Annotated in this window: 12 protein-coding genes; 3 read left to right on the top strand and 9 right to left on the bottom strand. The window is 69.0% G+C overall.

Features of this window, described 5'->3' with window-relative positions:
* Positions 1 to 138 precede the first annotated feature (138 nt).
* Both ACZ5ZX_RS06300 and ACZ5ZX_RS06295 read left to right on the top strand, forming a co-directional pair.
* Positions 139 to 1,173, top strand: coding sequence for a zinc-dependent alcohol dehydrogenase family protein (locus tag ACZ5ZX_RS06300; RefSeq protein WP_465500890.1), 1,035 nt, complete (start codon positions 139 to 141; stop codon positions 1,171 to 1,173).
* Positions 1,174 to 1,192: 19 nt separating this feature from the next.
* Entirely contained in the window at positions 1,193 to 2,638 is a 1,446-nt protein-coding gene (locus ACZ5ZX_RS06295; protein ID WP_465500889.1) for an aldehyde dehydrogenase family protein, read from the top strand.
* Here the strand turns inward: ACZ5ZX_RS06295 and ACZ5ZX_RS06290 are convergent.
* From ACZ5ZX_RS06290 to ACZ5ZX_RS06275, 4 genes are read right to left on the bottom strand one after another with little or no spacing between them, the layout of a single operon-like run.
* On the bottom strand, positions 2,635 to 4,089 hold the full coding sequence (locus ACZ5ZX_RS06290; RefSeq protein ID WP_465500888.1) for an FAD-binding oxidoreductase: 1,455 nt from the start codon (positions 4,087 to 4,089) through the stop codon (positions 2,635 to 2,637). The genes ACZ5ZX_RS06295 and ACZ5ZX_RS06290 overlap by 4 nt on opposite strands.
* Positions 4,090 to 4,126: 37 nt before the next feature.
* Positions 4,127 to 4,921, bottom strand: a complete 795-nt coding sequence (locus ACZ5ZX_RS06285; protein WP_465500887.1) for an ABC transporter ATP-binding protein — start codon at positions 4,919 to 4,921, stop codon at positions 4,127 to 4,129.
* Positions 4,918 to 5,976 (bottom strand): FecCD family ABC transporter permease, encoded by a 1,059-nt coding sequence (locus ACZ5ZX_RS06280; protein ID WP_465500886.1) that lies wholly within the window; start codon positions 5,974 to 5,976, stop codon positions 4,918 to 4,920. Before ACZ5ZX_RS06280 ends, ACZ5ZX_RS06285 begins: the two co-directional genes overlap by 4 nt.
* A complete protein-coding gene (locus ACZ5ZX_RS06275) occupies positions 5,973 to 6,980 on the bottom strand; it encodes a FecCD family ABC transporter permease (protein ID WP_465500885.1) in 1,008 nt (335 codons plus the stop codon). Before ACZ5ZX_RS06275 ends, ACZ5ZX_RS06280 begins: the two co-directional genes overlap by 4 nt.
* Before the next feature lie 53 nt (positions 6,981 to 7,033).
* On the opposite strand from ACZ5ZX_RS06275, the gene ACZ5ZX_RS06270 reads away from it, so the two are divergent.
* Entirely contained in the window at positions 7,034 to 8,017 is a 984-nt protein-coding gene (locus ACZ5ZX_RS06270) for an ABC transporter substrate-binding protein (protein ID WP_465500884.1), read from the top strand.
* A 24-nt stretch (positions 8,018 to 8,041) separates the two neighbouring features.
* Here ACZ5ZX_RS06270 and ACZ5ZX_RS06265 read toward each other — a convergent pair whose 3' ends face one another.
* From ACZ5ZX_RS06265 to ACZ5ZX_RS06245, 5 genes are all read right to left on the bottom strand, one after another.
* A complete protein-coding gene (locus ACZ5ZX_RS06265; protein WP_465500883.1) occupies positions 8,042 to 8,764 on the bottom strand; it encodes a maleylpyruvate isomerase family mycothiol-dependent enzyme in 723 nt (240 codons plus the stop codon).
* A gap of 9 nt (positions 8,765 to 8,773) precedes the next feature.
* Entirely contained in the window at positions 8,774 to 10,480 is a 1,707-nt protein-coding gene (locus ACZ5ZX_RS06260) for a GMC oxidoreductase (RefSeq protein WP_465500882.1), read from the bottom strand.
* Positions 10,481 to 10,669: 189 nt separating this feature from the next.
* Positions 10,670 to 11,035: a hypothetical protein gene (locus ACZ5ZX_RS06255; RefSeq protein WP_465500881.1), complete on the bottom strand. Its 366-nt coding sequence runs from the start codon at positions 11,033 to 11,035 to the stop codon at positions 10,670 to 10,672.
* 239 nt (positions 11,036 to 11,274) lie between these two features.
* The gene (locus tag ACZ5ZX_RS06250; RefSeq protein ID WP_061983389.1) at positions 11,275 to 12,408 is read right to left on the bottom strand and encodes a GuaB3 family IMP dehydrogenase-related protein; all 1,134 of its coding nucleotides are present in this window, start codon (positions 12,406 to 12,408) and stop codon (positions 11,275 to 11,277) included.
* Positions 12,409 to 12,580: 172 nt separating this feature from the next.
* Positions 12,581 to 13,039 (bottom strand): DUF3574 domain-containing protein, encoded by a 459-nt coding sequence (locus ACZ5ZX_RS06245; protein WP_465500880.1) that lies wholly within the window; start codon positions 13,037 to 13,039, stop codon positions 12,581 to 12,583.
* Positions 13,040 to 13,053: the final 14 nt, after the last annotated feature.

The following is a 13,053-nucleotide window of genomic DNA, read 5'->3' as shown; positions in this document are numbered from 1 at the left end:
CCCCGCCGGACCCCCCCCCCGCCCCCCCTCCCCGGCGGCTCCGGTTTTCCCCCCATAACGCCCCCCCCGGCCCCCGCCGCTTTCCCGGGCCAAAACGCGACGCGCCCATACTGGGCCCAGCCGAGGAAAGGACCCGTCTTGCGAGCGACTGTCATCTACGGCGCCGGCGACGTACGCGTCGAGACCGTCCCCGACCCGAAACTGAGCGAGCCCACCGACGCCCTTCTCCGCGTGGTCCGCTCGTGCGTCTGCGGCAGCGACCTGTGGCCGTACGGCAGCATGCCCGCGCGCGAGCGCGGCGTCCGGATCGGTCACGAGTTCCTCGGCGTCATCGAGGCCGTCGGCTCCGACGTCACCACGCTCAAAACCGGCGACCTGGTCGTCGCGCCGTTCGTCTACTCCGACAACACCTGCCAGTTCTGCCGCGAAGGCCTCCACACCTCCTGCCTGCACGGAGGCTTCTGGGGCGCGAAGGGCGTCGACGGCGGCCAGGGCGAGGCCGTCCGTGTCCCGCAGGCCGACGGCACGCTCGTGAAACTGCCGCACACCGAGGACGACGACCTGCTCGCGTCGCTTCTCACCCTCTCCGACGTCTTCCCGACCGGACATCACGCCGCGACCAAGGCCGGGGTGAACGAGCGCACCACTGTCACCGTCATCGGCGACGGCGCCGTCGGGCTCTGCGCGGTCCTCGCCGCGAAGCGCCTCGGCGCCGAACGCATCCTCCTGATGGGCCGTCATCAGGCTCGTACGGACCTCGGCCGCGAGTTCGGCGCGACAGACGTCGTGTCCGAGCGCGGCGACGAAGGTATCGAGAAGGTCCGAGAGCTGACCAACGGCGAAGGCACGCACACCGTTCTCGAATGCGTCGGCACGAAGGCCGCCTTCGAGATGGGCGTCGGCGCTGTCCGCCCCGGCGGCAAGATCAGCCGCGTCGGCGTGCCGCAGTACGACGAGGGCCCGATCGGCCCGCCGCTCTTCCGCCGCAACATCACCGTCACCGGGGGCGTCGCCCCGGCCCGCCACTACATCCCCGAGCTCCTCGACGACGTCGTCGAGGGCAGGTACCACCCGGGCAAGGTGTTCGACCGGACCGTCGGGCTCGAAGAGGTCCCGGACGGCTACCGCGCGATGGCCGACCGCGAAGCGCTCAAGGTGCTCGTCAAGCCATGACTGGAATACCTTGTCACGTATGGACATGATCACCCCGGAACCGCGTCCCGCCTGGATCGCCGGCCGCGCCGAGCAGGGCGCTTCGACGCTCACCGTGCACCATCCCTACGACGGCAGCGAAGTCGCGACCGTCGCGGTGCCCGGCCCGGAGCAGGTCGAACGAGCGGTGAGCGCGGCGGCGAGTGTCGCGAAGGAGTTCCGGCGTTCCTCGGCGCACAGCCGAGCCGCGGCGCTCGACCACGTTTCGCGGGTCATCGCCGGCCGTGCCGAAGAGATCGCCGAGGTCATCACGGCTGAGAACGGCAAACCGCTCAAATGGGCCGAAGCCGAGGTGCGGCGTGCGGTGTCGGTGTTCCGGATCGCCGCCGAAGAGGCCCGCCGGTTCAGCGGTGACCTGCAGCGCTTGGACACGGATCCGGCGGGCGAAGGCAGGCTGGCGCTCACCCGGCGCGTCCCGCGCGGCCCGGTGCTGGGCATCGCCCCGTTCAACTTCCCCCTGAACCTCGTGGCGCACAAGGTCGCCCCGTCGCTGGCGGTCGGCGCGCCGATCATCGTCAAACCCGCGCCGCGCACGCCGCTGTCCGCGCTGATCCTCGGCGAGATCCTGGCCGAGACCGACCTGCCGGAAGGCGCGTTTTCGGTACTGCCGCTCGGCAATGAGGAGACTTCGGCACTGGTCGCGGACCCTCGTTTGCCGGTCGTGTCGTTCACCGGGTCGGGTCCGGTCGGCTGGTCGCTGGCGGACGCCGCGCCGCGCAAGCACGTCGTGCTCGAACTCGGCGGCAACGCGGCGGCCGTCGTCCTGCGTGACTGGCCGGACCCTGAAGGCGCGGCGGAGCGCATCGCGACCTTCGGCAACTACCAGGCCGGGCAGTCGTGCATCGCGGTGCAGCGGGTGATCGTCGAAAGCGAGGTCGCCGAGGAATTCGTGCCCGCGCTGGTGGAAGCCGTGAAATCCCAGCGGACCGGCGACCCGTACGACAAGAACACCGACGTCGGCCCGGTTGTCGACGAGGCCGCCGCGGAACGGATCGTGGCCTGGATCGACGAAGCCGTCGCGGCGGGCGCGAAGATCCTCACCGGCGGCAAGCGGGACGGCGCGACGGTGGAGCCGACCGTGCTCACCGACGTTCCACCGTCCACAAAGGCCTGGGCGGAGGAGGTCTTCGGTCCGGTACTCGCGGTATCCATTGTGGACGGTGTCGACGAGGCTTTCGCTTCGGTCAACGAATCCGCGTACGGATTGCAGGCCGGAGTGTTCACCCGCGACGTGCATCTCGCCTTCTACGCGTCGACCGAACTGGAAGTCGGCGGCGTGATCATCGGCGACGTCCCGTCCTACCGCGCGGACCAGATGCCGTATGGCGGCGTCAAAGGATCGGGTGTCGGCCGGGAAGGCGTGCTCGCCGCGATGCACGACCTCACCGAGGAACGGGTCACCGTCTTCACCGGCATCGACCTCTAATCCGGGGTGACGGCCTGCGCGAATCCGAACACCTTGTCCGGGTCGTAGGTCTTCGCCACCTGCTTGAGGCGGGTGGCGTTGTCGCCGTAGTAGGCCGTCATCCAGTCGGGCAGGGCGGGGTCGATGTAGTTGACGTAGCCCCCGCCCAGCCCCATCCCGTTCACCACTTCGGCGACGGTATCCGTTGCCACGGAACGGTTACGCGGGTCGGCCTGACTGTAGACCTGCACACTGCCGATCGCCTTGCGGTGCCAGAAGGCGGTGTCCCCCGGGGCGATCTCGGCCACGGCGCCGCCGAGACCGTCGACCAGCAAATCCATTCCGCTCCTGCCCTTGAGGACGGCCGTCAGCTTCGCGGGATCCGCGGGTTCGCTCAGTATCCGCGAAGAGGCCACAAAGGACTGTCGGCTTTCGCTGCCGGAGAAGTACTTCATGGCGCCGAGATAGTCCAGTTGCTTCATGGTCTGCGTCGCGCCGCTCTTGTCGGTCAGCCGTGAAAGCACCGTGGTCAAGGAAGCGGAATCCCCTACATAGCAACCGGAAACCCGGCACCCTACCGGAGACCCACCCGACAGCACGACGTTCGCCCACAGCTCCGGCGGCGCTTCGGGAAGCCAGCGCTGCCACTGAGTGAGGACGTCGTTCGCGCTTCCCGCCGGGAAACGCAAGGAGAACACCGAAACAACCGAGGGCGCCGGATCTGTGCGAAAGGTGAACGAGGTGACGACGCCGAAGTTGCCGCCCCCTCCACCCCGTAGCGCCCAGAACAGGTCGGGCTCGGAATCCGCCGACGCGGTCCGCAGCTTCCCCTCCGCCGTGACGATCTGTGCGGACACCAGATGATCACAGGTGAGTCCGTATTTGCGGGCGAGGACACCGATCCCGCCGCCGAGCGTCAGCCCGGCGATACCGACGCTGGGACAGGAACCCGCGGGCAGGCAACGGCCCGCGGCGCCGAGGGTGGCGTAGACATCTTTGAGTTTCGCGCCCGGCCCGATCACGACCTGCTCACCCTGAACGTCCACTGAGGACATTCCGCCGAGGTCGATCATCAAGCCACCGTCGGGAACGGAGTAACCGGCGTAGCTGTGCCCGCCGCTCCGGGCCGCGATCAGCACCCTTCTCGCCGCGGCGGAAACAGCGGCCTGCACGTCTTCCGGCTTGGCGCATTTCGCGATCGCGGCGGGTTTGAGACCGTCGAAGGCCGGATTGAACACGCGTTTGGCGCTGTCGTAGCCGGAATCCCCCGGCAGCAACAGCGAAACCTGCTTCCGCAACGCCGCCCAGTCCGGCGGCCCGGCGGGCGGCGTGACGCTGGTGCTCGGCGGCAAGGACGTTCCCGGCGCCGAACTGGGCGCCGACCCGGGAGGCGCGGCCGAGCACGCCGAGGCGGCCGCCCCGGCCACGGTCGCGCCGGCGAGCTTGAGGAACGCCCTTCTCTCCAGCTTCATGCCCGTTAGACGCCCGTGAGGCGGGCAGGTTGCCGTTCTACCCCCGAAGGTGGGCGCTCACCGGTACGACCAGCGGCGTACCGGACACCGGATCCTCCATGACCTTCGCCGACAAACCGAAGATCTCGTCGAGGAGCGGCTCGGTGAGGACGTCGGCGGACGGGCCCTGCGCGACGATCCGGCCGTCGCGCATCGCGACCAGTTTGTCGGCGTACCTGGCGGCGAGATTCAGGTCGTGCAGCACCATCACCACCGTGGTCCCGCGTTCTTCGTGCAGCCGGTACACCAGGTCCAGCACGTCGATCTGGTGCGCGAGGTCGAGGTAGGTGATGGGTTCGTCGAGCAGGAGCAGCCCGGTCTCCTGTGCCAGCGTCATCGAGATCCACGCCCGCTGCCGCTGACCGCCGGAAAGCTGGTCGACGACCCGGCCGGCGTGCTCCTCCATCCCGGTCAGCCGCAGGGCCCGCTCGATCGCCTCGTCATCGGAGGAGGACCACTGCCGGTACCAGCTCTGATGCGGATGCCGCCCCCGCCGGACCAGATCCGAGACGGTCAGCCCTTCCGGCGCGGACGGCGTCTGCGGCAACAGGCCGATGATCTTGGCGACCTCACGGGTCGGGAGCTTGTCGATCCGCTCGCCGTCGAGCAGGACGGCGCCCTGACGTGGTTTGAGCAACCTCGCCAGCGCGCGCAGCAGCGTCGACTTGCCGCAGCCGTTGGGCCCGATGATCGCGGTGACGGTCCCGTCGAGGACGTCGAGGTCGAGCCCGGTCACGACGGGTGTTTCGCCGTAGCCGAGTTCCAATTCCCGGGCACGCAGTCTCGCGTTCACGCGCGCTCCTCCTTACGGCTGCGGACGAACAAGAAGATCAGATAGGGCGCGCCGAGGATCGCCGTCAGCACCCCGACGGGGAGCCCGGACAGGCCCGGCGTCACCCGGACGACGAAGTCCGCGCCCACGGTCAGCAGGGCGCCGAGGATCATCGATCCGGCGAGCGGCGGCTGCGGCGAACGAACGAGCCGCAGTGCGATCTGGGGAGTGGCCAGCGCGACGAACGTGATCGGACCGGCCGCCGCGGTGGCGACGGCGGCCAGCGCGGCGGCGAGCAGCAGCAGCGTCCCGCGGGCGGCGTCGACCCGGATACCGAGGCCGCGCGCGGTGTCGTCGCCGAACTGGAGCCCGCCGATGGTGTGCCCGGCGATCAGCGTGACCGGCGCGAGCACGGCCAGCGCGAGCAGGACCGGGGCGACCGACTCCCAGCCGACGTCGGCGAGGCTGCCCACGATCCACGTCGTCGCCCGCGCCGCGTTGTCGACGTCGCCGACGGTCAGCAGCCAGTACACGAGGTTGTAGCCCACGGCCGAAAGCGCGATGCCGATCAGGACAAGGCGATAACCGTCGATCCCGCGCCGCCAGGAAAGGGCGTACAGCAGGATGCCCGCGATCACGCCGCCCGCCAATCCGGCGAGCGGCACGCCCAGCGTGCCCGCCAGTCCGCTGACCTGGCCACCGGTGCCGCCCGCCACGATGACGCCGACCGCGCCGACGCCCGCGCCCCAGGTGATCCCGAGGATGTCCGGGCTGGCCAGCGGGTTCCTGGCGATGGTCTGGAACAGCGCACCGGAGAGGCCGAGCGCGGCGCCGACGCCGAGACCGGTCAGTGTGCGTGGCATCCGCAGGTCGAAGATGATCCCGCGTTCCCGCGCGGTGCCGCCGCCGAACAGTGTCTTCAGCACGTCGACGAGGCCGATGTGGGAGGTGCCGATGCCGATGTTCAGCGCCGCGACCAGCACGAGCGCGACCGCCGCGAAGATCACGACGGCGATCGTCCTCGGCCGGACCGGCCAGGCCGCGCGACCGAACGTGATCACCTTGGGAGCGGTCATATCCGTGCCAAGCCCTTCTTGCGGACCAAGTGGACGAACACCGGCACCCCGAGCACCGCGAGCATGATGCCGACTTCCAGGCTGTCCGAGGCGACGACGCGGCCGAGCAGATCCGCGGCCAGCAGCAGGATCGCCCCGAGCACCGCCGAGAACGGCACCAGCCAGCGGTAGTCGGGTCCGCTGATCGCCCGCGCGAAATGCGGGACCAGCAGACCGAGGAACGCGATCGGGCCACAGGCCGCGACGGCGGCACCGGTCAGCAGCGTGATGGCGGCGACCCCGAGCAGCCATGTCCGCCCGACCCGCCGCCCGAGCGCGACAGCGACGTCGTCGCCGAGTGCCAGCGTGTTCATCCCGGGGGTGTTGACGACCGCGAGGAGCAGTCCGGCCGCCACGAACGGCGCGATCTGGCCGATCATCGCGGGGTCGCGGCCGGCGATCGAGCCGACATGCCAGAACCGGTAGGTCTCCATCCCGCGGTCGTCGCCGAGCACGATGGCGGAGATGACGCCGTTGAGCAGCGCGCTCACCGCGGCCCCGGCCAGCGCGAGCGTCACCGGGGTGGCGCCGCGTCCGCCGACTGCGCCAAGCAGGAACACCACGGCGCTCGCGACGAGCGCGCCCGCGAAACCGAACCAAATGAACGAATACAGGTCGTCGATGCCGAACACGACCACGGCGAGCACGACCGCGAACGCCGCGCCCTGGGTGACGCCGAGCAAGCCGGGGTCGGCCAGCGGATTACGGGTATGGCCCTGCATGAGCGCTCCGGCCGCGCCGAGCGCGAGCCCCGCCAGCACACCGAGCAGCGTGCGCGGAACGCGCAAAGAGCGGACGATCAGGTGATCCGGCGCGGCCGTGGGATGGACGAGGGCGTCCCAAACCACACCGAGGGGAATCGATCGCGCACCGAGCGCGATGCTGGCGACGCAGATCACAGCCAGAAGAGCGAGGAGCAGCGCTCCCGCTGTCGCCTTCCCAACACGAACTTCCACTGTGGACATCCGCCATCCTATGCTCCGGTTAGGAAAGCCTAACCGCACAGAAAGAGTGACCCATGACCCCACCCCGGCGCGCAGTCCTCACCCTCGCCGTGACCGCTTGCCTGGCACTCTCCGCCTGCGGTGGCGGCGAACAGGAATCCTCTTCCACCGGCACCGGCCAAAATGGATTCCCGCGCACCGTCGAGCACGTGATGGGGTCGGCCAAGATCGAGAAACAGCCCACCACCGTCGCGGCGCTCGATTCGAGTTACGTCGACGCGACGCTGGCGCTCGAGACGAAGGTCGTGGCGTACACCAAGTACCGCAACTACGACAAGCTTCCCGATTATCTGGGCGACGACCGCAAATACGCCGAGGGCGCCAAGGAGATCGGCGCGCTCGAAAGCCCGGACATCGAGCAGCTGTACGACATCAAGCCGGATTTGATCGTGTCCGCGAAGGTGCGCCACGAGAAGTTCTACGCGGAGTTCAGCAAGGTCGCGCCGACGGTGTTCAGCCAGACCACCGGCGCCACCTGGAAGGACAACATCCGGATGCTCGGCAAGGCGCTGGGCAAGGAAGCCTTGGCGGAGCAGAAGATCAAGGCCTACGAGGAGCGTGCCCGCAAGGTCGGTGACGCGATCAAGGCCAAGCTCGGCAAGCCCGCCGCCGTCTCCGTCGTCCGCTTCGTCGAAGGCGAACCGACCGTGCGGCTCTACAGCAGCGCTTCGTTCCCCGGAACCGTGATGGCCGACACCGGCCTCCAGCGACCGGCCGGTCAGCCGGACAACAAGACGAAGATCTCCAACGACCTGAGCCAGGAAGACATCGGGAAGCTCGACGCGGAAGCGATCTTCGTCGCCAGCTACGCCGACGAGAGCAAGCAGGCCGAAAGCCCCAAGGCGAAGTTCCAGTCGAACCCGCTTTGGGGAACCCTCAAGGGAAAGGTGATCGACGTCAACGACACGACGTGGTTCACCTCGGTGAGCCTCCAGGGCGCGCAGGCCATGCTGGACGACATCGCCAAGCAGTTCGGCGTCGACTCGTTCCGGAGCTGATCAGGTCCTCTGTGGATGGTGTCGTCACAGCCAATGCGGCAGCGGCGGCGCGACACCGTCCAAAGTGGATCCATCGCTGCGGCCGGTGACCCACGCCAGTACCTCGCCAGGGGTTCCGGTGAGCGTCACCGGCTTTCCGGTGCCCATCCGCCACTCGTGCCGGGTCCCGTCGGCTCCGGCGGCGACCAGCAGGACGGACGGCAGTTCCCCGCCGTACATGCCGATGGCGTTGCTGACGACGATCTCGAACTCGTCGGCGAGCAGCTCGGCGACACGGGCGAAGTCGTAACCGAGATCCAGGTCGGCCAAGTGGATGGCGGTTTCGGAGAGCCGGAGCCACAGCACGAACTCCGCCGGGATCTCCCGGCCCTGCCTGGCGCGTACCCGCACCGTCCAGGCTTCGTCCGGCAGGCCGGAGGCGACCTCGACGAACCGCGCGGCGGAGCCGGCGACGTCCTCGGCGATCTCGGCCGCGGACCGGTACGCGCCCTGCTCGATGTCGCCGTCCCTGGCCGACTCACCGGCGTACATCGGGGTTTCGACGCCCGACTTCGCCCAGGTGAGCAGGTTGACCAGGCCGTCGGCGTTACGGGCGAGGTGGGACAGCAGATGCGCCCTCGTCCAGCCCGGTAGCGCGCTGGGGGCCCGAACGGTCTCGTCGTCGAGCCCGCGCGCCACCCGCGCCCATTCTTCGTGCCGGGCGCGGACGCGGTTCAGCAGGGCGTGTGCGCGTTCAGTGGCTGTCACGACCCCAATCTAGCGCCGAAGTGCCGCCGGCGCGTCCGCCGGAACAGCCGGGTTCTTCGGCGAGATCGGCTCGAGCCGCACGTACGGCGAGTCCTGCGGCGGCCTGCTGTCCTGTTCGCCCTTGTTCGGCCACAGCGAGAACGCCCGCTCGGCCTGCGCGGTGATGGTCAGCGAGGGGTTCACGCCGAGGTTGGCCGTGATCGCCGATCCATCCACAATGGACAGACCGGGGTAGTTGAAGACCCGGTGGTACGGGTCGATCACGCCGTTGTCCGGTGCCGTGCCGATCGGGGCGCCGCCGATGAAGTGCGCGGTGAGCGGGATGTCGAAGATCTCGCCCCAGGTGCCGCCCGCCATGCCGCCGATGCGTTCGGCGGTGCGGAGGTTGGCCTCGTGCCCGGCGGGGATGAAGCTGGGGTTCGGCTCGCCGTGTCCCTGTTTCGAGGTGTACTTGCGGCGGCCGAAGAGACCACGTTTGGTGTAGGTGGTGATGGAGTTGTCGAGGCTCTGCATCACCAGCAGGATCACCGTGCGCTCGCTCCAGCGGTAGCCGTTGAGCAGCTTCACGGTCTGGACCGGGTGCTTGAGCATGAAGTCGACCGCCTGGCGCCAGCGCGGGACCGCCGAATCGCCTTCGGTGGCGATGGTCTGGAGCAGGCTCATCGCGTTGCTGCCCTTGCCGTAGCGGACGGGCTCGATATGGGTGTTCTCGTCGGGGTGGATCGACGACGTGATCGCGACGCCGCGGCTGAAGTTCCGCTCCTCGTCCACCGACGTGCGGGCGGCGCCGATGATGGCCTCGGAGTTGGTGCGGGTCAGTTCGCCGAGGCGCGGCGAGAGCTTCGGCAGCCTGGCGGTGTCGCGCATGCTGTGGAGCAGGTTCTGCGTGCCCCACGTCCCGGCGGCGAGCACCACCTGCGCGGCCGTCAGCTTGTGCCGGAACTTGCGCGAGGTGGTCCCGGTCTTCTTGATGCTCACCTCGTACCCACCCGCGTTTAGCGGGCTAATCGCGCTCACCGTGGTGAGGGGGATGACCTTCGCGCCGTCCTTCTCCGCGAGGTAGAGGTAGTTCTTGACCAGCGTGTTCTTGGCGCCGACACGGCAGCCGGTCATACAGGCGCCGCATTCGGTGCAGCCGGTGCGCGCCGGACCCGCGCCGCCGAAGTACGGGTCCTCGGCGCGCTCCCCCGGCTTGCCGAAGTACACGCCGACCGGCGTCGGGTGGTACGAGTCGGCGACGCCCATGTCCTTGGCGACGCCCTTCATCACGACGTCCGACGGCGTGACGCTCGGGTTGGTGACGACGCCCAGCATGCGGCTGGCCTGGTCGTAGTGCGGGCCGAGTTCGGACTCCCAGTCGGTGATGTGGGACCACTGCGGGTCGACGTAGAACGGCCTCAGCGGGCGGTACAGCGTGTTCGCGTACACCAGCGAGCCGCCGCCGACGCCCGCGCCGGCGAGCACCATGACGTCCTTGAGCATGTGGATGCGCTGGATGCCGAAGCAGCCGACCTGAGGCGCCCAGACGTAGCGGCGCAGGTCCCAGGACGTCTTCGCGAACTCGTCGTCGGCGAAGCGCCGGCCCGCCTCGATGACGGCTACGCGGTAGCCCTTTTCGGTCAGGCGGAGGGCAGCGACACTGCCGCCGAACCCGGAGCCGACGACGATCACGTCGTAGTCGAAGTCGTCTTCAGTGGTGGTGTTACTGGCAGTCACACCTACGACTGTAACCGCGGCCACCCCTTCTGACCAGAGGTAAGTTACCGGCCAGTCACCTTCCACCCGGTTGCGGGAACGCGGCCGGAGCGACTTTAGCGGGCTAAACGCGATCTGCCGCGCCACGAGAAGAGGGCTGGACGGCCACGCGGTCATCCAACCCTCTCCGGTCACGTCACGCCGCCGCGATCACGTCCACCAGGGGTCGGTCTTGACGAAGACATCGGGGGAACGCAGGTCGAGTGCGCCGAAGTAGTAGGACCCCCGGCTGCAGAACTCGCCGGTGCTGATGTTCGAGCCGTCGGCCGGGGAGGTCGCGGTGAGCACCTCCGACTCGTTCTTGACCACGGAGACGGTTTCGCCACTGAGCAGGTTCTTACCCTCGGCGTGGAAACACTGGGTGCTGTCGTTCCGCCACAGGATGACCGTCCGCATGTAGCCCGACTTCTGAACGACCGCGGTGTAGCCGGCGGCCTGCGCCGCCGGCGCGGACACCACCACCAGACTCGCAACCGCGGCCGCCCCCAGCAGCAGAACGCGAAGCTTATGCAGCATTGATGATCCCTCCAGTAACAGTCACCAGGGCCAAATGGCCCAACCGGAGGCACCCTATCGAAGCAAGATCATCTTTGTCCGCGAAGTGGACGAACCAGACACCCGAACGTGGCCCCGGAGCGCCTTTAGCGGGCTAAACGCGACACAGGAGGGACGCATGGGGCTGCTGGGACACATGGACGCAAAGCGGCCCGGATCGCGTTTAGCGGGCTAAACGCGATCCGGGCCGGGTGCGAGCGTCAGCGGCGAACGGTCAGGCCGACCCGCTGGAACTCCTTCAGGTCCGAGTAGCCCGTCTTCGCCATCGCACGGCGAAGGGCGCCGAAGAGGTTCACGACGCCTTCAGCGTCCGAGGACGGCCCGAAGAGGAGCGTCTTGAGGTCGACGGCGTAGTCCGGCCCCAGCGCCACGCGCGAACGCGGCAGCGACGGGTGCGCGGCGGCCGCCGTCCAATAGAGCCCCTGCCCCGGCGCCTCGGAGGCGGCGGCCAGCGGCGCACCGAGCATGACCGCGTCGGCGCCGCAGGCGATGGCCTTGGCGATGTCGCCGGACACGCTCATCCCGCCGTCGGCGAGCACGTGCACGTACCGGCCACCGGTCTCGTCGAGGTAGTCGCGGCGCGCGGCCGCGGCGTCGACGATCGCGGTCGCCATCGGCGTCCCGATCCCGAGCACGCTGTCGGTGCTCGTCACGCCGCGGGTGGCCCCGTGACCGACGATGACGCCCGCCGCGCCGGTACGCATCAGGTGCATCGCGGTCCGGTAGTCGCTCACGCCGCCCGCGATCACCGGGACATCGAGCCGCCCGATGAAGTCCTTCAGGTCCAGCGGCTCGGCGTCGCGCTGGACGTGCTCGGCGGAGATGATCGTGCCCTGCACGACCAGGATCTCGACGCCTGCCGCCAGCAGATCCGGCGTGAGTTCGGCGGCGTGCTGCGGGCTGACGCGCGCGGCCACGGTGACACCGGATTCGCGGACGGTCTTGATCGCCTCGGTCAGCAGGTCCAGCCGGATCGGGGCGGAGTGCAGTTCCTGCAGCTCACGCACGATCGCGGTCGGGTCATCGGTGTCCTCGGCCGCCCGGACGAGGCGGAAGATCGCGTCCTCGACGTTCGGGTGCCGTGCCCAGAGCCCTTCGGCGTTGAGGACGCCCAGCCCGCCGAGCTCGCCGACGGCCACCGCGGTACCCGGCGACACGATCGCGTCGGTGGGGTGGGTGACCAGCGGCAGCTCGAAGCGGTACGCGTCGATCTGCCAGGCGGTGGACACGACCGACGACGACCGGGTGCGCCGCGACGGCACGATCTCCACGTCATCGAGGTCATACGCCCGCCGCGCGGTGCGGCCCATGCCGATCTCGACCAGATCCCGCACGTCAAGTCCCTTCTCACCGACGACCGTTACACCCCATTGTCGCTAGGCCGCGTGGGTGACCTGCGCACGGGGCTCCCGAACCGGGCGCGAAGTCACACCAGCCCCATCTGCCCCACCCGTTTCGCGTTTAGCCCGCTAAAGTCGCTCCGGTGGGGCGGATGGGACTGGAGGGTCAGAAGGAGACTGTCTCCACGGAGTCGGCCCGGAGGACGGATTCCTGTGAGAAGGCCTTTTTGTAGGCTGCCCGGATCTCCTCGATATCGCGGTTCGCGTCGCGATCGCTGAACGGGTACACGACGACGATCACCCTCGTCTTCTCCCGCGTGATCACCCCGTCCGACCCGCGCCACTGACCGCGGCCGGTCAGCTCGGTGAACCCGTCCGGGAAGGCAGGGGTGATGACCTTGTCGGAAAACTCCGTGAACTCCGCGTCACTCACCTCGCCACCGTTGGGCTTCGAGGCGCCGAAGTACAACTCGGTGCGCTTCCACGGCTCACCAGGCGACGCCTGGCTGTCGACAGCGCTCGCAACAGGCGCGGCCGAAGCCGCCACCCCGCCGCCGAGCCCGAGGACCGTGGCGGCGAAGACGGCCACCACGGTGCGCCGCGAAAGGGTCAGCGAAGAAGACATCCGGTTCCTCCCAG

Source organism: Amycolatopsis sp. NPDC033938, assembly GCF_055575975.1.
Note: the sequence above shows the minus strand (reverse complement) of the source record. Positions and strands in the feature narration are given on the sequence as shown.